At 66.8% G+C, this 22,660-nt stretch carries 2 protein-coding genes; both read left to right on the forward strand.

Annotated elements, in window-relative coordinates:
- Window positions 1-833 precede the first annotated feature (833 nt).
- Window positions 834-21,494 carry a hypothetical protein gene (locus tag H6844_06280; protein ID MCB9929003.1) on the forward strand — a complete coding sequence of 6,887 codons (20,661 nt, stop codon included), beginning with the start codon at window positions 834-836 and terminating at the stop codon, window positions 21,492-21,494.
- A gap of 260 nt (window positions 21,495-21,754) precedes the next feature.
- Window positions 21,755-22,582 (forward strand): DUF4239 domain-containing protein, encoded by an 828-nt coding sequence (locus tag H6844_06285; GenBank protein ID MCB9929004.1) that lies wholly within the window; start codon window positions 21,755-21,757, stop codon window positions 22,580-22,582.
- Window positions 22,583-22,660: the final 78 nt, after the last annotated feature.

The following is a 22,660-nucleotide window of genomic DNA, read 5'->3' on the forward strand; positions in this document are numbered from 1 at the left end:
CTGGCGGGCGGTCTGGCGTTCGGCCAGGGCGCCGGCATCGGCGTCGCCAGCACCGTGCTGGTGCACGAGGACACGGTGCAGGCCATCGTCCACGGCAACACCAATATCGAGAGCGGCGGTGCAACGGGCGTCAAGATCGACGCCAACTCCACCGACGACCTGGTGATGATCGCCGCGGCCGGCGGCATTTCCACCGGCTCGGCCGCGGTGGGCGGCTCGGTCGTCGTGCTGGTCCAGACCGAGACCACCGAAGCCAGCGTGGGCGAAGGCACCACGATCACGGCCGAGGACGGGTCGAACGACCCGGGCGTGGCGGTGCGGGCTCGCGACGTGACCGACCTGCTGGCCATTGCCGGCTCCATCGCGATCTCCGGCAGCAGCGCCGGCGTGGGTGCGGGCGTCAACGTGCACACCATCAACAAGACCACCACGGCCTTCATCGACGACGATGTGACGGTGGTGGCCGACGGCAATGTGACCGTCGATGCGATCAGCGACGAGGATATCAGCACGGTTTCGGCCTCGGCCTCCGCGGCGTCGTCCGCCGGCGTGGTGCTGACCGCCGATGTGTTCGTGCTGACGCTGGAGACGCGCGCCTATATCGGCGACGACGTCGCCCTGGATGACCCGGGCGCGGACGTGTACGCGCACGGCACGGTGCGGGTCTCGGCGATCGACGAGAGCGAACTCGACCTGATCGTCGGCGGCCTGGCCATCGGCGGTACGGCCGGCGTCGGCGCGGCCGCCGGCGTCGCGGTGGTGAACAAGACCACGGACGCCTTTATCGGCCATGACGCGCGAACGTCACGGGCGAGGGCGATTTCGCCGCGGCGGTGCGGGATGCAGGCTATTCCGCCAGCTATGTGGCGGAGGATGCGCCTGCCAGCGAAAGCGGGCTGGAGCCGACCGGCGGGTCCGATGCGTCTGCGTCCGGCCTGCGCTCCTCGGCGCCGGGTTCGAGCGCGCTCGAGGTTTCGGTTGCCGGCAACAGCGAGTTGGAGCAGCCGACCGATCTGGATGGCGACGGCGGCAACGAGACCGGCGCATCGCCCGGTCTGACGATGAAGCGCATGTCCAGTGCGGACCCCGACGCCACCTTCCGCGGCGTCGCCGTGACGGCGAATGCCAAGGACGACGTCGAGACCTATGCCATCGGCGCGGGCGTTGGCGGCAATGCGGCGGTGTTCGTCGGCGCCGCGGTGAACGTGATCACCTCGAACACGCACGGCTATATCGGCGACGATACCAACATCAACCAGCATATGGGCGCCACGCCCAACGCGAACCAGACGGTCCTGGTCTCGGCGGCGAGCGATTTCAGCCATGTCGGCGTCGGCGTCGGCGTCGCAATTTCCGGCAATGCCGCCGTGGCGCCGGGCGTCGATGTTTCGGCCATCGACCTGCACACCAACGCCTGGATCGGCGACCATTCGACCATCGATGCCGAAAACGACGTCAAGGTCCTGGCCGCGTCCGAGGCGGACTTTGTGATCGTGTCGTTTGCGGTGGCGATCAGCGGCACCGCGTCGGTTGGCGGCGGCGTCAGCGTGGTCACGCTGGACGCGGAAACCACGGCCGACATCTACAACTTCACCGACATCCAGGCCGGTGGCGACGTGGCGGTCATGGCGAGCGACCACTCGTCGATGATCGTCGTTTCGGGCGCGGTTGCGGCGGGCTTCGGTGGGGGCGGCATCGGCGCCGGAGTCGGCGTGGTGATCTTCAACAAGGACACCCGCGCGACCATCGGCGACGACACCGACATCGACGCCGAGGGCGGCGCCGGCATGAGCAATGTGCTGCTGGACGGCGTCAACAATGACGGCACCTTCAAGCGCGGCACCGGCCATGGCGTGATCGTGCAGGCCGACAGCGACGAGACCATCACGACCATCGCCGTTGCCGCGGCCGGCGGCATCTATGTCGGCGTTGCCGGCGCGGTGACGGTCAGCCTGATCGACAGCGACGCGACGGCGCGCATCGGCGAAGGCGCGATGATCAACCAGCGCAACGGCAATTATCTGACCAACGGTTCGGTGGGTTCTGACCAGGGCGTCTATGTCGGCGCCTCCAACGACGCGCGCATCCTGGAAGGCGCCGGAGCCGTCGGCCTCGGCCTGGCGGGAATTGCCGGCGCGGTCAGCTTCGGTTCGATCAAGAACGACGTGAACGCCTCCATCGGCACCGGCGCGCATGTGAACGCCCATGGCGACCTGAGCGTGAACGCGCTGGCCAACAAGGAATTGCAGGGCTTCACCATCAGCGGCTCCGGCGGCTTGGCGGCGCTGGCGGCGTCGGTCTCGGTCTGGTCCATCGGCGAGGACTTCTCGTCTGCCTACGAGGACAACGACTCCGAGAATCCGAGCGAGGGCGCGAACAATCAGCAGGATGCGCTCGAAGACGACATGGGTTCGAACAATGCCAGTTCGACCACGCAGAGCAATATCGATGGCACCAACAGCGATATCGCCGGCGAACTGGGCGGCCTCGACGACAACTCGACCGACCCGTCGGTGGCCGAGAACTCGGCCGACGACCGCGCCGGCAAGGCGTTGAACGGCCTGAGCCTGAATCCGGTCTCCGGAAGCGATCTGAACACCTCCCTGACGGCGTCTGCGGCCGGCCCGACGCGCGGCGTTAACGCCATCGTCGAAGGCGGCGTCGTTGCCGATGTGGGCGACGACGTGAATGTCGACGCCTATGAGCGCATCAAGGTCGACATTGCCGACGGTTCGGTCTCGGTCGGCCTGGTCGGCGCCGGCGCGGCGGTGGCCGTGCTCAATGTGGCGAGCCAGACCCGCGCCAAGCTCGGCGGGACCATCCGGGCGGATGGCGATATTTCCGTCACCGCGGCGGGCATCCGGGATTTCGACTACCACGTGGTCACGGGGCAGGGAGGGCTGGCGGCCCTCGGCGCCGGCGTGACGGTGATCAACGACAACAGCCTGGTGCTGGCCGAAATTTCCGACGGTGCCGTCATCCGCGATGCGGCGAGCCTGGCGGTGACCGCTGTCACCGACCAGGACATCAACGTCATCAATGTCGGCATCCAGGTCGGGTTCGCGGCCATCGGCGTGTCGTTCTCGCAGGTGAATGCGGACGACGGCAATGCCAACACGGTCGAGACCCTGGCCCGGATCGGCGACAATGCCGATATCGGGCTCGCGGTCGGCATGGACGACAACGAGGTCGGCAATATCACGGTGGAGGCGAACGCGACCTCCGACGTGATCGTGGAAGTCTATGCCGGCGCGGCCGGCGTCGGCGCCGGCAGCTTCAACTTCGGCTTTGCCACCTACAGCGCGCAAACCAAGGCCGAGATCGGCAACGATGTTCAGATCGATTCGCACGGTCAGGTGCTGGTGCTGGCCCGCGACAGCGCGAAGGCGGTGGCGCATGTGCTGACCGCGACCGCCGGCGGGCTGGCGCTCGGCGTCAGCCTGGCACGGGCAAAGACCAATGGGGACGTGACCGCCCGGATCGGCAACGAGTTGCAGTCCGACAGCGAGGGCCTGGCGGTCTATGCGCTGCACAACCAGACCCTCAACGGGATCGGCAGCATCAGCCTCGACGGCGGGCGCGGTGCGTTCGCGATGACCGAAGCGGCGGGCGGCGGCATTTTCAGCGGCCAGGGCTCGATCCCCGAGGCCGAAGACAAGACCGACGTGCTGGCGTCCATCGAGGCGGGCGAAGACGGCGGCGACATCGACGCCGGCGCCCAGCAGGTCATCGTCGATGCGCGCGGCACGATGTACGCCAAGGCGGAATCGTTCGCCTTCTCGCTGGGCGGGGTTGCGGCCGGCGCATCGCTGGTGGACGCGACCGCGGCCGGCAGCGTGACCGCCGCCATGAACGGCACCGTCACCGGCGGTTCGGGCGCGACGATCAACGCCTCCGCGATCTCCGATGCCATCGCCACGGCGGAGGCCGCCACGGTTGGGTTGCTGGAAATCACCGTCCCGCACGCGACGGCCCTCTCGGATACCGATGTTTCGGCCTCCGTCGGCGCGGATGCGACCCTGATCGTCGACCAGGCGGCCAACATCTCGGCCACGTCGGATGCGAACGCCGACGCCTCCGGCTTCGCCGCCGGCGGTGGCCTGATCGGCATCGGCTCCATGAACGCCCACGCGACGGTCCGGCCGAGCGTCAGCGCGTTCGTCGGCAGCGATGCGACGGTCGCGGCCGCCTCGCTCTCGGTGGCCGCCTCGCACAATATGGGGGTTGCGGGTTCTCGCAACGCCCGTGCCGAGGCCGAGGCCGCGAAGGGGGCGGGCCTGAGCTTCCAGTTCACGACCGCGATTGCCGAATCCACGGCGACGGTCGACAGCTATGTCGGCGGCGGGGCCATGATCACCACCGGTTCGACGCTGTCGATCTCGGCCGTTGGCGTGAACAATGCCGATTCGGACGTCGACAACGTGACCATCGGCATTCTGGTCAGCGTCGGCGAAGGCGACTCCCTGGCCGTGGCCAACGGTTCGTCCTCGGCCGGCATCAAGGACTCGGGCGCGCTGTCGGCGACGCCGAAGATTTCGGTCGGCGAACTCAACATCACCGCGACCACGACCGACACGGCGAACGCCCAGACCACGGCCGCGACCGGCGGCTTTGTCGCCGCGGGCGGCAACCAGGCCGTCGCCTATGCCGATGCGGTCGAGGATAGCGCGGGCTGGAAGCCGTTGGAAAACGACGACGGCAGTTTCACCCCCGATCCGAACTATGTTTCGGCCGATGCCTATATCGGCAACAACAGCTCGATCCTGGTGGGCGGCAATGTTTCGGTGACCGCCAATGCCCGGCCGCAGGCGGATTCCTATGTCAGGGGCTCGACCGGCGGTGCGGTCGATGTCGGCGGCTCGTTCTCCACGACGCGCGTGATGCCGGTGGTCAACGCGACCATCGAGTCCGGCACGGTGCTGGATGCCGGCGGCTCGATCTCGGTCGACGCCAAGGCGCTGGAGCAGGACGGCACGGTTCCGGACTATTTCATCACCAATGTCAGCACCGGCAACGACACGGCGAACGTGGCGGCGCACGGCCTGGAGACCGGCCAGATCGTCGAGTATGAGAGCAACACGAACGGCGATCCGATCGGCGGGCTCGACGAGTTCGTGACCGAAGAGGTTGCGGATGCAAACGACAATGTGACGACGCAGGAGTTCAACCGTCAGTATGCGGTGATCGCCGTCGATGCCGACACGCTCGCATTCGGCGCCGAACTCGACGACGCGACGGTCGATCCCAACACCGAGATCATCGAGTTCCAGTCCGAGCACGGCTTCCGGTCCGGCGACCAGGTGGTCTACCGGGTGTATTCCGGCTCGCCCATGCCGGGGCTGACCGATGGCGCAACCTATTACGTCCTGGTGATCGACGGCACGCACATCAAGCTGGTGGCGAGCGAGGCGACCGCGGAGGATCCCGACAGCGTGTTTGCCGGCAAGGACTTCCTGCCCTCCGATGTTGATACGGGCACCGAAGCCAACACGATCAGCGGCTTCACCCATGGCTTCCTGAACGACCAGCCGGTCACCTACAACGCGCCCGATCCGTTCACCTTTACCGACCGCCAGGTCGATGTGGATCCGAATGCAACCATAAGTGGCGGTTATATCGACCGCACCACGATCGACAACGACACGATCCGGTTCGCGATCACCGAGGGCACCAACGAGGGCAAGCCCTTCAACCACGGCTTCAGCAACGGCGACATCGTCCGCTACAATGTGGAATTCGTCGACGACAGCACCGACGCCTATACCGACCCCGGCGCGACGGCGATCGGCGGCTTGCAGGCGGGTGAGGACTACCGCGTGGTGGTCGTCTCGAACAGTGCGATCCAGTTGAAGCGCAGCAGTCTGATCAGCGAGAACGTCTATTATGTCCGCGACGGCTCCGGTTCTGACCAGATCGTCCGCACCGACGGCCTGAGCTGGGAAGACGACGGCTTCGTCGCCGGCATCGAGCTGATCATCACCAATGGCGGCGGCAATGACGGCCAGTACACGATCCAGAGCGTGAACGGCGATACGATCACGCTCGCCTCGAACGACGACGTCAGCGAGATCACCCGCGTCGACCGCTCCATGACGGTCGACCGCGTGGATCTGGGCGGCGGTGACTACCGCCTGACCCTGACCGTCACCGGCACCACCTGGGCGGCCCTGGGAATCACCAGCGGCACGGTTGAACTGCACGATCTGGGCGCCTATTCCGGGATGACCGGCACGATCGACAATGTGAGCGGCGGCACGATTCGCCTCTCCATCGACGCATCGGGCGGCGCCAATATCGGCAGCACGTTCAATACCGCCTTCGTCCAGCGGACCACGCCGCGCAACGACACGTTCGACAGCCCGGTCATCGCGCTGACGCCGAACAAGGGCTTCCCGTTCGACGATCTGAACGCGGCGAACGACACCTTGCCGGGCAACACCACGGACCCGGGCAACAGCGACATTCACTCGCTGATCCGCGTCGCGGACCTGCCCATTGGCAATCTGGTCGACGGCCAGACCTATTATGTCGACTATGTGAGCAGCACCGAATTCGGCCTGACCGCGACGCCCCTGGGCGCCCGCATCGACCTGATGCCGACGGCGCTGACCGGCGTGCTGACCCACAGCATCGGTGCGCTGGCGGTCGACATCTCGGCCGGCGGCGCCTCGCACGACCTGCGCATCAACATCACCAGCTTCACGGCGGGCGACCGCCTGCTGGGGCCGGGCGGCGTGCCGCTGAACCTGTTCGCGCCGCAAAGCGGCGACGGCATCTCGTCCTCGACCGCCAAGGGGTCGAGCGGCGCCATTGTCGGCGTCAAGCAGAATGAGGCGTTGCTGCGCTGGTCGCCGACCGCGGTCGCCAGCGTCAACGGCGACCTGATCCGCGCCGGCACGAATGTGACGATCACCAGCGACGCGGGGCTGCACAGCACCGCCACCACGACCAACGGTTCCGGTGGGTTCGTGGCGGTCGGCAATGTCGACGCCCGCACCAACTCCACCCTGACCAGCCTGGCCGAAATCGGCGCCAACACCCGCCTGATCGCGGGCGACAACCTGACCGTCGACGCCAACGCGGATGCGACCGCGGATAGCGCCGCTTCCTCCAGCACCGGTGGCTTTGTCGGCGTCGCGGATGCCGATAGCCGGGTCAATGTCGACTACAATGTCGATGCGAAGGTCGGCGACAACGCCGTCGTCCTGGTCGGCAAGCTGGCCTCGATCCTGGCCGCGGGCGGCGTGATCGGCACCTCGTCGGCGACCGGGCGCGGCGTCGGCTTCGGCGGTGACGCGGAAGCCTATTCCGAATACGTCACGGACTCCGCCAAGGCGGATGCGACCGTCGGCTCCGGCGCGAAGCTGGAGGCGCTGGAAGTCATCCTGAGCTCGACCGTCGGCGACACCGCATCCGGTCAGGACGCGCGCGCGGTCAATATCAGTGCCACGACCGACGCGCGTGCCGGCGGCTTCTATTCCGAAGCGACGGCCGACAGCATCACCAAGTACATCGCCGACAACACCGTGGCGATCAAGGGCAATGCCGAGGTGACCGGCTTCGAGGGCGTCGACCTGATCGCCACCTTCGACGACGTCCGCACCCACGCGAAGGCCTACACGCGGTCGACGGGCCTGTTCGGCTATGTCAGCTCCGACGCGACGAACGAGCAGGATCTGACCAATTTCATCGACGGCGACAGCGGCGCACTGGTCACCGCCGGTCCGCGCATCGAACTGCCGAACACCGACAGCGAGACCACGGAACTCGCCCAGTTCGACAACGCCAAATTCCGTCTGGCCCTCTATGGCACGACCGAGAACGGCACCAACCTGACCTACAGCAACGACGCGAGCCATTCGAAGCGGTCGCTGGCCGCGGGCGGGTCGGACGAGCACGGCGATCCGGATTATGTCGACTCGATGGACTTCGACTCCGACGTGCTGATCCTCTCCGGCCGCTCGCCGGAACTGGATGTGGTGCGCGAACTGGTCATCGGTTCGGGCGGGAACATCGTCAAGGCCGTCAACGTGACGGTCGACGACAGCCCTGGCGGCGGATCCGCGACCAAGACCAGCGGCACGACGCTCAGCGACCACATCATCGTCAACGACATCACCAATCCCGGCCCGGGCGACGTGGCGTTCGACTCGGCGGATATCGACGGCAGCGGCGGCACCTGGACCTTCCGCGAGTCGCTGGAGCGGGTGCGCATCACCAACGAGTCCGACCTGGATATCGAGATCAACAATATCGACGTGATGGCCGAGGACCGTCCGCTGGTCTGGCTGCGGCCGTCCGGCTCGGTGCCGCTGACCTTCACGATCAATGCGGAAGTCGCGCCGACCCTGGTCGAGATCTTCAATACCGGCGACAGCGACATCATCATCGACGGCACGATCAACAACCCGGTCGGCACGACCACCATCGTCAACACCGGTGGCATGGGCGGCGGCTCGGTGCTCTCCGGCAAGGACCGGGGCGTGAGTTCGCCGGACGGCCGCTATGCGCTGATCGTGACCAACATCCTGAACGTGGATGCCACGAACGATGTCGGCTCCGACACCGAGCGGCTGAACGTCGACCTGGTCAGCAGCGACGACGTTCCGCAGGCCCTGACCTTCACCACCGGCCAGGTGAGCGGCCTGACCGAGAAGATCTTCATCGGCCAGAACGGCAAGTTCTACGATGGCCAGCTGGTCCGCTACACGTCGGCCTCGCCGCTGGGCGGGCTCGCCAATAACGGGCTCTACTACGTGAAGCTGGGCGCCGACGGCAACTCGCTCAGCCTGTCGGCGACGCCGGGCGGCAGCGACATCGACCTGACGCCGTCGGGCTCGCTCAGCCAGACCCACAGCCTGACCTCGGTCGAGGTGTTCACCGTGGACGCGGTCGACAATATCGACCTCGACCTGCGGGCGCTGAAGCGCGAGGGCACGAATGTCGGCGAGTACATCGTCAACATCGACCGTATCGCCGCCGGCAACACCGCGGACGTGCTGCTGCGCAACAGCCTGTACCAGACGGGCACCGGCACACGCGGCGGCATCGACGTCGAATGGCCGAGCGAATCGCCGACCGCCGGCAATTACGTGTACTTCTTCCAGCCGGACATGGGCTTCAACCAGTTCCTGGGTCCGGTGCGGGGCGCGTTTGCCACCGGCTCGACCGTGGTTGACGTCACGACCTACGACTTCCGCGGCATCGACCCGCAGACCGACGCGCGCGAGCTGGCCGGCCTGCAATCGGGCGGCGTCAGCTATCCGGGCAACCCGGCTGCCGCCAATGGCGACATCATCGTTCAGGCCGCCAGCCTGACGGTCGGCGATCCGACCATCAACGTGCTGGCCCTGACCGAGGTCGCGAACCCGAATGCGGCGGACTACGAGAATGGCGAGATCACCGTCATCACCGACGGCTATATCGCGCTGACCGAGATCACCGACCACATGCGGGTCGGCGAAATCCGGTCGACCGGCTCGGACGTGTTGCTGTATTCGCCGCAATCGATCTTCGACGCCAACGACGACTTCGACACGGCCCCGGCCGACGTCGCCGGCGTCAACATCACCATGGTCGCCGCCTCCGGCGATGTGGGCGACCCCGGTTTCGTCAACCCGGATCCGGGCGACGTGGCCGGCGAAATCCTGAATCCGACCCGTGTCTGGAGCGGCCTGAGCGGCGGCATCGGCACCGATGATAACTTCCTGGAAATCAACGGAGATATCCTCGGCACCAACACCGGCGTGCTGCGCATTTACGACGATTTGGACGCATCCACGCTCGGAATCTATCTCGACGAAACCACCGGCGACATGCGGATCGACACGATCTGGTCGCTGGGCGACGTGGCGCTGCGCACCACCGACGGTTCGGTAATCGACGCCCGCGACGATGACCTGACCAACGTCTATGGCCAGAGCATCGACATCGACGCCAACGGCACCGGCGCCAATATCGGCGAGGACGGCGACGATCTCGAAATCGACAGCCGCCGCGGCTCGGCCGCCGTGGACCTGACCCAGATCGGCGACGACGTCGCCCTCGAAGCCATCGACAATATCTGGCTGACGGAGACGGCGGAAGAACTGCGCCTGGTCTTCGCCCACACCTATGACGGCCTGATCCGCCTGACCGTGAACGAAAGCGCCGACCCGACCTCGACCGGCGAGGACCTGGAACTGATCCAGAACGGCTCCGCCCGCTTCGCCGAGGACAACGGCGTGATCCCGCCCGGCGATCATGTGGACGCCGACCGCATTTTCGCGCACGGTATGATCTATGCCGAACAGGGCTCGGTCGAACTGCGCGTCGCCGACGACGTCACGCTGGACGACAACAGCCAGATCGTGGCCGGCCTCGGCATCATCGTGCGCGGCGACTTTGCCGACGCCGACCTGCATTTCGGCACCGAAATGGTGCTGCGCGGCATGATCGTCGCCGGCGCCATGCTGACGACGGCCGGCAGCCGCAACGGCGGCATCCCGGTCGGCGTTTCGACGCCGGACCTGAGCGCCGCGCCGGCGCCGGGCGAGGCGGGCTATGAGGACCGCCTGACCCAGATTTTCGGCGGCAGCGACATCGACTTCTTCCAGTTCGGCGACGAGACCGGTGCCGCCGGCACGACCACGTGGGGCGAGGACGGCTACATTTTCCTCGGCTCCAAGACGCGCGTCTATGGCAGCGCCGACGCCGACACCGGCGTCTACGACAATCCGGGCGCAATGCCAGCGTTTGTCGATATGAACGACGGCGAGGATCACTTCACCGTCTTCTATCTGCAGGACACGGCGACCCAGACCTCGCCGCAGACCGCGGACGTGGTGGCCGAGCACACCCTGACCCTCGATGGCCAGGCCGATACCGACTACTACGCGGTGCACACGCTGGGCTCGAACGGTGAGGATCAGCGCAACTACATCATCAACGTCCTCGACACGGGCGAGGAGTTCGATGGCGTCGACGAGCTGACCATTTTCGGCCTCGACAACACCGACCCGGACGCGAACGGCTCCGACCTGGTGGATGGCTCGTTCGTGCGCAAGCCGACCGACGACATCTTCCTGCTGCGCGCGGCCAGCTATCTGCCGCACGAAATCGCGGACCGGCCCGGCTATGTGGCGCTGCTGCATGGCGAGCTGGACCCCTATCAGGACGTCATTTTCGGCAACGAGCCCTCGAACGAGGTGCAGCGCATCAACTACGACACCGGCCTGAACGGTCGCCTGATCGTGGAGGGCGGCGGCGGCAACGACGCCTTCTTCTCCGACGACGCCACGGTGACGACGACGCTGGACGGCGGCCTGGGCGACGACCAGTTCCAGGTCGGCCAGATCTTCGGTGAGAAGCGCAATGTCGAAGACGGCAACCTGCTGGACCAGGATGTCTTCCCCGATCTGGTCGCCACCACCCGCGGCTGGCTGAGCCAGGGCATTTCCGCGCCCATGGTGGTCCAGGGCGGCACCGGCAATGACGAGTTCCGCGTCTATTCCAACCAGGCCGAACTGCGCCTGGAAGGCGACGACGACAACGACCTGTTCATCGTCCGCGCCTTCGCGCTGGCGGCGACGGTCGATTTCGACTGGAACAATGACGGCAGCATCGACGCGCTCGACCTGGACGACGGCGTTGCCGTGCTGAACGAGCTGCAGAGCCTCGCGGACGCGACGAACTCGGATCAGGCCATCACCGACCTGAGCCTCGCCTCGCTGCTGGGCACGCCGGAGGCCGATGCGACCTACCGCCAGTATCTGCGCGACAACCTGCCGACCGACGGCGGCCCGACCAACTATCGCTTCGACGTCAACGACGACCTGAACATCAACTATCTCGATCTGTTGCTGACGCCCAACGACGTCACCGACGACGAGATCGTGCTGGATCAGGACGGCGTGGCCGTGCCGCAGATCGGCCTCGGCTTCTCCATCGCCCAGGCGCCGGACATCCGCGCCGGCGGCGGCCAGGACGAGGTGCGCTACAACGTCAACGCTCCGGTTTCGGTCGAGGGCGGCACCGGCTTCGACAAGCTGGTCATTCTCGGCACCGAATTCCCGGACGACATCGCCATCACCAAGGACGGCATTTTCGGCGCCGGCCTGAATGTCCGCTACTCCACCATCGAGGTGGTCGAGGTCGACGGCCTGGAAGGCGATGACGAGTTCTTCATCCAGTCCACCGCTTTCGGCGTCGCCTATCGCGTCATCGGCGGCCTGGGCTCCGACACGATCAACGTGGCGGGCGACGTGACCGAGGATATCGTCACGCGCGAGCTGGAGGGCGTCTCCGGCGCGGTGAACCATATTGTCGGGTCCGAGGACGATCCGCTCTATGACGGCCTGCCGATCGACGGCTTCAACTACAACGTCACCACGGACGGCGAAGGCCTCGTCGTCATCGACGAGGGCACCGACGGCTTCACGGCCGTGCGCGAGGGCGATGCGGTGCGCGAGGTCGACAGCTACACCGTCAAGCTCGCCAAGCCGCTGGCCGCCGGCGAGGTGGTCTATGTGACCGTCTCGGCCGCCCGTTCGCCGGAAGAAGAGCGCAACGACACGCTGATGAACCCGGCGCCGCTGCCGAACGGCCCTGGCGACACCATCTGGCTCAGCACGGTCGCTCCGGGCGACCCCGTCACTCCGTCCGACTTCCAGCACTTGGAGCCGTACGACGCCAACGGCAACGGTATGATCGATGCGGACGAATTGCTGGTCGAGAACCGCGCCGTGGTGCTGCGCTTCGATCACACCAATTTCGGCACCGCACAGACCGTGTGGCTCTATGCGGTCGATGACACGCGCGCCGAGGGCGACCGCGTCGTGGTGGTGCAGCACTCGGTGATCTCGAACGTTGCTGACTACGACGCCATCGACGTGCGCAATGTCGAGGTGGAGGTCCGCGACAACGACACGCCGGGCGTCTATGTGACCGAAGTCGATGCCATGGGCAACGAGGACGGCCGCACGCTGGTGGTCGAGGGCGACGCCATCACCAGGCTCAGCGACCAGATCCAGGTGTCGCTGGCCTCGCAGCCGGCCGGAACGGTGGTCGTGGACATCGTGCTGAACGATTTCGCCGACAAGGCCATCGAACTGGTCAATACGGATATGAATCCGGATCTGGACATCCTGGTGGGCGCCGCTCGGCAGGATCTGGGCGATGGCCGCATCGTCGTGGCCCGCGCCACCTTCGACGCGGGCAGCTACGCCACGCCGATCACGGTCGGCATCGAGGCCCGCGACGACTTCGTGCGCGAAGACCCGCAGACCGCCGTGGTGGAATTCGTCCGCAACGATGCGGAGACCACCGACGCCAACTATGTCTTCCCGAACCTGCGCTCCGATCCGGGCCTGCTCGATGTCGAAGTGATCGACAACGAGACCGCCGGTGCGGTGGTGTTGCAGGAAGGCGGCGAAACGGTCCTGATCCCGGACGATCTCACCACGACCGGGGTGGGGGAAGATGAGAGCAACACCCAGGACTACACCATTCGCCTGACCAAGCAGCCGACGTCCGATCCGGACGTGCCGGGCAGCCCGGCGGACGTGGATGTGGCGATCGTGACCGACGGCCTGGCCGATGTCGTCCAGATCAATGGCATCGACGCCACCTACCAGACCATCGGCGGCGAGCGTGCCTCGCAGCGCTTCACCGGCTCGATCGTCTTCGAGGAGGTCGGCGGCAAGCTGACCCTGACCCGCGGCACCGGCGCCGACTTCGGCAGCTTCGTCTCCGACGGTTGGAAGGACGGCGATCTGCTCCGGATCGTCGGCACCGCCGGCGGTGCGGTCGATGTCGACGGCGACTACACGGTCGAGACGGTCTCCGAGCAGACCATCACGCTCACCACCACCAATGCCAACGCCACCGGACAGCCGGCGTTCGAGGTGATGGACGACGTGGTTCTGTCTCTCCTGATCGAGGAAGACATCTGGACCGGCTACGTCAAACACGAAAACGTGCTGGACGAGCAGTTGAGCCACGAGGCGGGCATGGACGTCTTTGTCGACCGGATCACCCGGGTCGATGCCGGCGGCGCCCTGTTCGCCGACACCGTCAAGGGCTGGCTCGACCAGGGCTTCCTGGAAGGCCAGCGGGTGCGGATCACCAATCTCGACAATCCGGCCCAGTATATCGACGCCAAGATCGCCATCATCCGCGGCGAGAACGACACGCTCGACGAGACGATCCAGTTCACGCTGGATCCGGACACCGACGTGCACACCCATGCGGCCTGGCTCGAGGACGCGACCAACCTGCATGTCGAGGTGAACCGCCTCGCCGTGGTGGCCTCGTTCGACGAGACCAACTGGTACCAGCAGCAGACCGTCACCCTGAAGGCCGACCCCTATTACGAGGTGCCGTCGACCCGCGAGGGCGTGAAGGTGTTCGCGGTGCAGCCGCACCGTCTGTCGAACCTGCGCGGCCCGCTGGCCGTGGAGGGCGGCCCGACCGGCGCCGACCGCTCACTGACCAACGGCGTCAAGCTGCCGGGCGAACGGGACGACTTCCTGATCGCCATCGGCGCGCAGCCGCCGGAAAGCCAGCAGATCGACGTTCTCAACATCTTCAACGACGGCAGCCAGGCCGACACCAACGGCGTGCTCACCTCGACCACGCTGCGCGGCTTCGGCATGGCGGAAGACCTGGTCTTCCCGAACGTCTCCGGCCCGCTCTATGGCGAGGGCGCCGACTCGAACGAGCCGACCGACCTGCTCTATCCGGGCGGCATCAGCTTCGGCAAGGTCAATTTCGGCTCCGGCGGCGTCAGCACCGAGGGGCTGACCAGCACCGTCGAGGTCGTGAACGTCATGCTGGGCGAGGGCAATGATCGCCTGGACGTGGAAGGCACGCTGAACCCGGCGGACTTCGTCTCGGCCGAGAACACGTTCACCTTCACGAACAGCTGGGATGGCACCTCCGACCCGAATTTCGGCCTGGTGGCCGACTGGGCGGGCTATGCGGGCGAGAACATCATCACCCGCGCCGGCTTCGACTGGAAGGCCCAGGGCTTCCTGGCCGGCCAGACCGTGACCATCGAAGGCATGGACGGCCTCGAATGGACCGTGCTTGGCGTCGAGGATGCCATCGAGTACTTCGATCCGATGACCGGCGACCCGATCATCAACCCGGCGACGTCAGAGCCGTATCGCGATCCGAACGACAACTCGATCCTGATCCTCTCCGGCCCCGACTTCAGCTTTGAAGGCATGTCGCCCGGCGACATCAAGATCGTCGCGGAGGACCTGAAAGTCCTGGAGACGGTTACGGCCACCGTCGGTGCCGGCGTGCTGACCCGCAGCACCGGCAACTGGGAAGACTCGGGCTTCATCGCGGGCCAGCTGCTGCATGTCGAGACCGAGGCCGGTTCGCATCAGTTCCGCATCGTCTCGATTTCCGACGACGGCACGACGATGGAGGTGAATGACGGCGACCTGGATGCGCTCGGCGCGCCGGGCGAGACGGTCACCGGCATCTTCTGGGTGCAGGGGCCCCATGGCGGCCTGACCGTGCTGCACGGCGGCGGCAATCTGGATGTCGACACCATCGGCACGTTCAACCTCGCCCAGAACGGCGCCGGCGAGACCCTGCTCACGCGCCTGGACGGCCGCAGCTTCGGCACGGTCGACGACGGCATGGGCGGCGAGATCTTCGGCGATGCGCGCTTCCAGGTCGGCCAGTTGATCCAGCTTGGCGACGAGACGCATGTGCGCCAGATCCTGGAAATCCGCGACGCCGATCCGGACGATTTCGGCATCGCCAACCCGTTCAGCACCTGGGGCCGCGCCTCGGTCCTGGTCCTGTCCGACCCGGTTGCGGGCGAGGGGGGCGACACGGTCCTGAGCGTCGGTGCAATGCCGGCAGACGGCATGGATCACGCCATCCGCGTTTCGCTCGCCACCCCGGACGTGACCGAGGTGACGGTGGCGGAGGTCGACATTCGCGTCGACCGGCTGATCGCGCCCGATGGCACCAACTGGGAGACCGACTACGGTTTCGAGGTCGGCCAGTTCATCGAGATCGACGGCCAGCCGGGCCAGTTCCTGATTGCCGATATCACCGGCAATGTGCTGCGCATCGCCAACGCCGCGCTCGATCCGTGCGACGATGGCACGGTGACGGTGCGCCTGACCCGGACGGATATCACCCGCACGGGCGGCGCCTCCGTCGGCGGCGACCACTTCGTCGTGACCGGCGGTGCCGGCCCCGACAGCCCGTTGGTGATCTATGGCGACACCAGCCAGGACGGCGTCTGGTATTCCGGCCACAGCGGCGACCAACTCGGCATCGAATTCGGCGAAAAGCCGTTCGATCCGTTCGCCGATCTGCCCGACAACGAGCTGGAGGACGACGAGTGGGTGTTCCCGGTCGCCGTGCCCTTCGGCCAGTACGGCAACGACATCATCGACGCCAGTGCGCTGTTCGCCGACGCCATCTATGACGCCGACGGCATACCGCACGATGCGGAGGGCAATGTCATCTCCGTCGGCCTGACGGCCTATGGCGGCGCCGGCAACGACCTGATCATCGGCAGCCAGGTGGGCGACCATCTGGCCGGCGGTTCCGGCAACGACACCATTATCGGCCAGCGCGGCGTCGACCATATCTATGGCGACAGCGGCGTGAACGTGAACATCTTCACGCGCGCGCTGGATATCGCGGTGATCGACGCCAGCCCGGCGCCTTCGGCCGATCCGAACACGCCGGAGACCGGCAGCACGTTCGCGCCGGTGGCCTCGCCGGTCCGCGACGACCTGACGGCCGGCAAGGACACCCTGATCGGCAATGGCGGCGCGCCGGACAACAACCCGGACATCATCTTCGGCGACCACGGCATCGTTACCCAGGACACGTTCGACCCGAACCTGCCGGACGTGTTCGCGGCCCCGGGCGAGATCGTCCTGCAGAAGATCCAGACGACGCTGCTGGACAGCATCCTCTCGATCAGTTCGACCGAACTCGACAACGGCGCCGACGACATTCTGATCGGTGCCGAGATCGATGACGTCATGATCGGCGGTGGCGGCAACGACATCATCGACGGCGGCATCGGCGACGACCTGATCTTCGGCGATGCGGTCACGCTGACCCGCATGGGCGGCGCCGACGACAACCTGCTGGACGACATTCGCAGCCTGCGTTTCCAGACCCTGGCCGGCACGCTGATGTATTCGCGCTCCGACCGCGAAACCCCCGCCGGCTATGACGAGGCGGGTGCCGATACCAGCGGCGTGCTGCTGGTCTCCCTCGACTCCATGGGCAACCCGATCCCGCGCGACTACCGCGACCCGAACGGGCCGCAATGGTGGGCCGAGTACGAGATCGACTATGCCGACACGCACACCAGCGCCATGGATGCGGGCCTGGCCGGCGTCGGCACGTTCGGCAACGACTACATTGCCGGCGGCCAGGGCAATGACATGATCTTCGGCCAGCTGGGCGACGACGTCATCCAGGGCGACGGCACGGTTCAGGGCACGATCCTGGATGCGGACGAGATCCAGGCCATTATCGAGGGCGCGAACCTCGATATGGACGACTCGAACGACGTCACCACCCGCCGGGTGGGCGCGGCCCGCGATCCGGGCGACGCCACGGATCCGATCGGCCCGCTGACGGTCATCCCGGTCGACGTGAACGCGACCGACCTGACCCAGGACGGCGAGGACTATATCGAGGGCGGCGGCGGTTGCGACGTCGTCTTCGGCGGCCTGGGCCAGGACGACCTGGTCGGCGGTTCGTCCAGCTTCTTCAGCCTGACGACGCCGGACGTGCGGCCCGACCACAATGATGTGATCTTCGGCGGCACCGGCGTGCAGATCGACCGCAACGACGCGGACCCGAACGGCGATGCGACGGCGGCGATGGACCCGCATTCGCGCGATGCCGACGTGATCGTCGGCGACAATGGCAACATTGTCCGCCTGGTTGGCGTCAACAACACCGACGACCCGTCGGCGCGGGGCGGGGCGGCGCTCTACCTGCACTTCGCCTATGACACCGACGCCTACAACGCCGACGAGAAGATCATCGCCCGCGGCGTCACGCTGCTTGACTACACGCCGGGCGGCACCGACTTCGCGCCGGCCCAGGCGATTGCCGACATCTTCGGCGACGACGAGGTGCATGGCGAGACCGGCGACGACGTCATCTACCTGGGCGCCGGCAACGACATCGCCTTTGGCGACGCCGAGAACGACGACATTTACGGCAATGCCGGCAATGACTGGATTTCCGGCGGCACCGGCATTGACGGTATCCTCGGCGACGACGGCCGGATCTTCACCAGCCGCAACGAAGCGCTCGCCAATGGCGAGGACTATGGCGCGGCCTATTCCGAAAGCCTCTACGGCGTCTTCAAGCTGCTGGCCCGCGATCCGGACAGCCGCACCAGTCAGGGCAATGTGATCGACGAGTTGGTCTACACCCCCGGCAAGGTGCAGACCGCCCTGATCAACCGGTCCGGCGAGTTGCTGAAGTCGGTGGATCTGACACCCTACAGCGTCGACCCGGAGGCGAACCTCTATTCCAACCCGCTGCTGTCCAACCCGCAGCAGGCCGACGACGTCATCTTCGGCGGTCTGGGCGACGACTTCCTGCATGGCGGCTCCGGCGACGATGCGATCGCCGGCGGCGAGGCCCTGCCGGACAGCTACACCCAGCTGTTCGAGAACGGGGTCGAGGTGGGCCTGGTCCGCACCGACTTCACCCGGCCGTGGAACCCCGGCGACATCCTGAAATTCGGCGAGGACACGGACCCCTGGAACGCGCCGAAGCCGATCCGCAGCCGCCTGGGCGAGTTCTACCTCTATGACGAGTACGATCCGCGCCGCGTGATCCTGTTCAAGGACAACGGTTCGGTTTGGGATGCCAACGATCCGCAGGATCCGACGCTGTACAAGCAGTACTTCCTGAACCAGCTCGACAACGAGGGTGAGACCTTCCTCGGCTATACCGGGTTCGAGCCGAACGGCACGCCGATCGGCGACGAGGTCCCGCGCGAGAGCGACGGCAACGACGCGATCTTCGGCGACCTCGGCAATGACTGGATCGTCGGCGGCACCGGGCGCGACCACATCTATGGCGGCTTCGGCAACGACCTGCTGAACGCCGACGACGTGATGGGCGGTCCCGGCACCTCCTACGATGAGACGGCCGGCCTGAACGATGCGCCGGACACGCACCTGATCTGGGAGGATCGGGCCTATGGCGGTGCCGGTCTCGACATCCTGATCGGCAACACCGGCGGCGACCGTCTGATCGACTGGTCGGGCGAGTTCAACTCCTACATCGTGCCGTTCGCGCCCTTCGGCATCGCGACGGTGAGCCGGCAGGTGCCGCCGCAACTGTTCGACTTCCTGTGGGCGCAGGCGGCCAGCGACGGCGTCGACGTGACCCGCTTCGGCGATACCGGTCAGTCCAACTCGCGCTCGCGCTATTCGAACGTGTCCGAGTCGCAGGGCGATCCCGACGGCGAACTGGGTCTCGTCACCCAGCGCGATCACGGCCTCTGGCAGGATCAGAGCGGCCCGCCGACCGATCCGCAAGCCGGCAACATCCCCGGCGGGCGGCGCGACGTGCTGCGTACCGCGGACTTCGACAACCGCACCATGGACGGCTTCTCGGTCGACCGCGGCAATTTCGTGGCCACCGGCGGTTCGCTCAGCGTTGCGGCGGCGAGCCCGGGCGACGTGGCGACGGCGGTGTTCATGCTCGACGACTACCTGCCGCAGTATTACGAGGTCGAGGCCACCATCAGCACCGACAAGCCGACTGGCGGTTGGAAGGCGAATGGCTACGTCATCTTCGACTACTATGACGACCAGGATTTCAAGTTTGCTGGTATCAACATCTCTACCAACAAAATTGAAATGGGCTATGTCGATGCCACCGGCTGGCACTATGTGCAGCAGTCGAACAAGCCGGTGCAGATCAAGCCGAACCAGAACTATCACGTGACGGTGGCGGTCAACGGCACGAACGTGACGCTGCAGATCGAAGGCGTGAACTGGTTCACCTACGACTACACCCCGCGCTACGAAGGCGGCGAGCCGGTGCCGTTGAACCGCGGTATGGTCGGTGTCGGCATGGATGGCTCGCGCGGCAAGTTCGACAACTTCCGGGTGCAGATCCTGCCGCCGGAATGGACGCTGGAGGCGACCGACGACTTCGAGGGTACGGTCGACGAGGTTCCGAATGTCGAGCAGAGCCCGACCTGGGCCGAGCTTGGCGGCGTGCTTGGCGGCACGGCCAATGGCGGCACGCCTGCGGTCCAGTTCGTCGAGTTGGGGGCCACGCTGGCGGCCAACAGCCATCTCGAACTGCAAGTCGATGTGGTTGCCAACGGCCAGGCCGGCCTCATCTTCGACAGCTACGACGATCAGAACTACAAGTTCGTCGTGCTGGACGCCGCGACGAACCGTCTGGTGATCGGTCATTCGACCACCGAACACGGGATCGTCCAGGATTTCTCCGTCGCGGTTAATGTCGGCAGCGGCAGTCACAATCTGATGGTGGGGATGCAGGGTGCCGGCATGGAAGTGCGCGTCGATGGCGCCCTGGTCAGCAGCTACGGCTTCAACGCCGCGACGGTCGACGGCCAGTTCGGCGTCATCGTGATGCAGGGCGAGGCGGCCTTCGACAATCTGCGGGTTGCGACGGACGACGATGCCTTCGCCGAGGCGCTCCGGCTCGCCGGCGGCGTGCGGGACGACTCGGTGGCGCCGACGACGGTTTCGGCCGACGACGTGCAGCGCCTGTACGAGCAGGCACTGGCCGACTGGGCCGACAGCGGTCTGGTCAGCGATGCCGACCTGGCGGCGCTGGCCGACGTCAAGCTGGAAGTCGTCGACCTCGAAGGCTCGACCCTGGCGCGTGCGCAGGAGGACGAGGACGTCATCCAGGTCGACCTCAACGCGGCCGGCGCCGGCTGGTATATCGACAGCGATCCCAGCACGACCGAGGCGTTCGAGGGCGTCGACCTGATCACCGTGCTGCGGCACGAGATCGGCCACCTGCTGGGCTATGAGCACAACGAGATCCTGCTCATGGCGGCCGAAATCGACACCGGCGTCCGCCTCGCGGTGGACGATGGGGCGACGGGCGGGGCGACCGCGACGGACGGCGCGACCTATGCGACCGACCCGACCTTCGACGATGGTTTGGCGACCGACCCGCTGAAGCGCGGCAAGGGCGACAAGACCGCCGCCGCCGAAGGCAGCCTGATCTTCGATCCGGAGACCGGCCAGCTGGTCGACTCGAACGAGGCCGCCCTGCTGTTCGCGAGCCGCACCACCGGTTCGGAGCGCGACCCGTCGATGATGCTGGCGGCCTTTGGGTCAGTGGCCGGCCTGGCCGCCATGAAGGCGCGCACCCACGCGGAGCGCGCCCGGATGGAGGCTCCGGTCGAGGTGCCGGGCGAGGTCATCGCCGCGGCAGAGGCCCGGCGGGGCGGCGGCTGGAAGCACCGCTTCCTGGCGCTGTTCGGCCGGCAGTAGACCGGGCATCAACGCGGTCGCCTCCCGCAGGCGGCCCGCCGCAGCACCCCCCGCGCCGGCCGGATCGCCCGCGCGGGGGCGTTGCGTTCGGAGGGCGTTGCGTTGGGGGGCTGCGACCGCGGGGGCTGCCGTGCGATCCGCAGCGCCGGCCGGCGATGGATCGGTTGGACAAGATCGGTTTTGCAAAGCGGGTGCGGCTCGCGCTATCCCTGGGTCGCGGACCGGCGGAAGCCCGCCGACCGGTCGCATGATGCGGGACGATGAGCAGACACTGGCAGACCTACCACCACTATGCCTATGGCGCGGTCGCGACCCTGGGAACGCTCGCCGCCGTCGCCGCGATCGGCTGGCTGATGACCTCGGCCCTCTGGGCGGCGTGGGCGCCGGCCATGGAGCAGGTGACCGGCCCGTTCCTGAACGTGCTCGGCGTGCTGTTCGGCCTGACCCTGGCCTTCCTGGCCAACGACACCTGGACCGCCCATGACCGGGCGCGAAGCGCCGTCCTGCGCGAGGTGGATGCGATCCGGCGGCTGGATATTCTGACCGAAGCCGTTCCGGCGGCGGCACAACCCGCCCTGCGCCAGGCGGTGCGCGACTATGTCCGCGCCGCCGTGGAGGAATGGCCGGCGCTGGCGCGCTGCGATTTCTCGCCGACGGCCTCCGTCGCCGCGGACGGGCTGCTGCGGCGGTTTTCCGGCCTCGCAACCGGCATTGGCTGCCAGCCGCCCTTGCTGCAGGCGATGCTGGGCGCCGTCACCGAGGTGCGCGAGAACCGCGATATCCGCATCGGGCTGAGCCGCACCCATGTCAATCCGCTGAAATGGCTGGGCATGGCCTTTCTCGGCTTCCTGACGATCGTGTCGATTGCCGTGGTCCATGCCGGCGACCCGGCGACGGCGCTGATCGGCATGGGCCTGTTCGGCCTCGCCTCGGCCCCGACGGCCACCATCGTGCTGATCCACGGCAACCCGTTTCAGCCGCCGTCCGCCGTGTCGGCCGCGCGACTGGCGGCGGCGCTGGCGGGGGACCGAAGCGGCGCGCGCGGTGGCGACGCGCGACAACAGCCAGTCGCGCGAAGGTTGCCGTAAGTCGAACATGCGATAAGTTTGAGACAAGCGCGAATTGGTGTGCATAGTCTCGCGCTTGGCGCTTTTCGCCGGACGTCC

The organism is Alphaproteobacteria bacterium (assembly GCA_020638555.1).
GTDB lineage: Bacteria > Pseudomonadota > Alphaproteobacteria > Bin95 > Bin95 > JACKII01.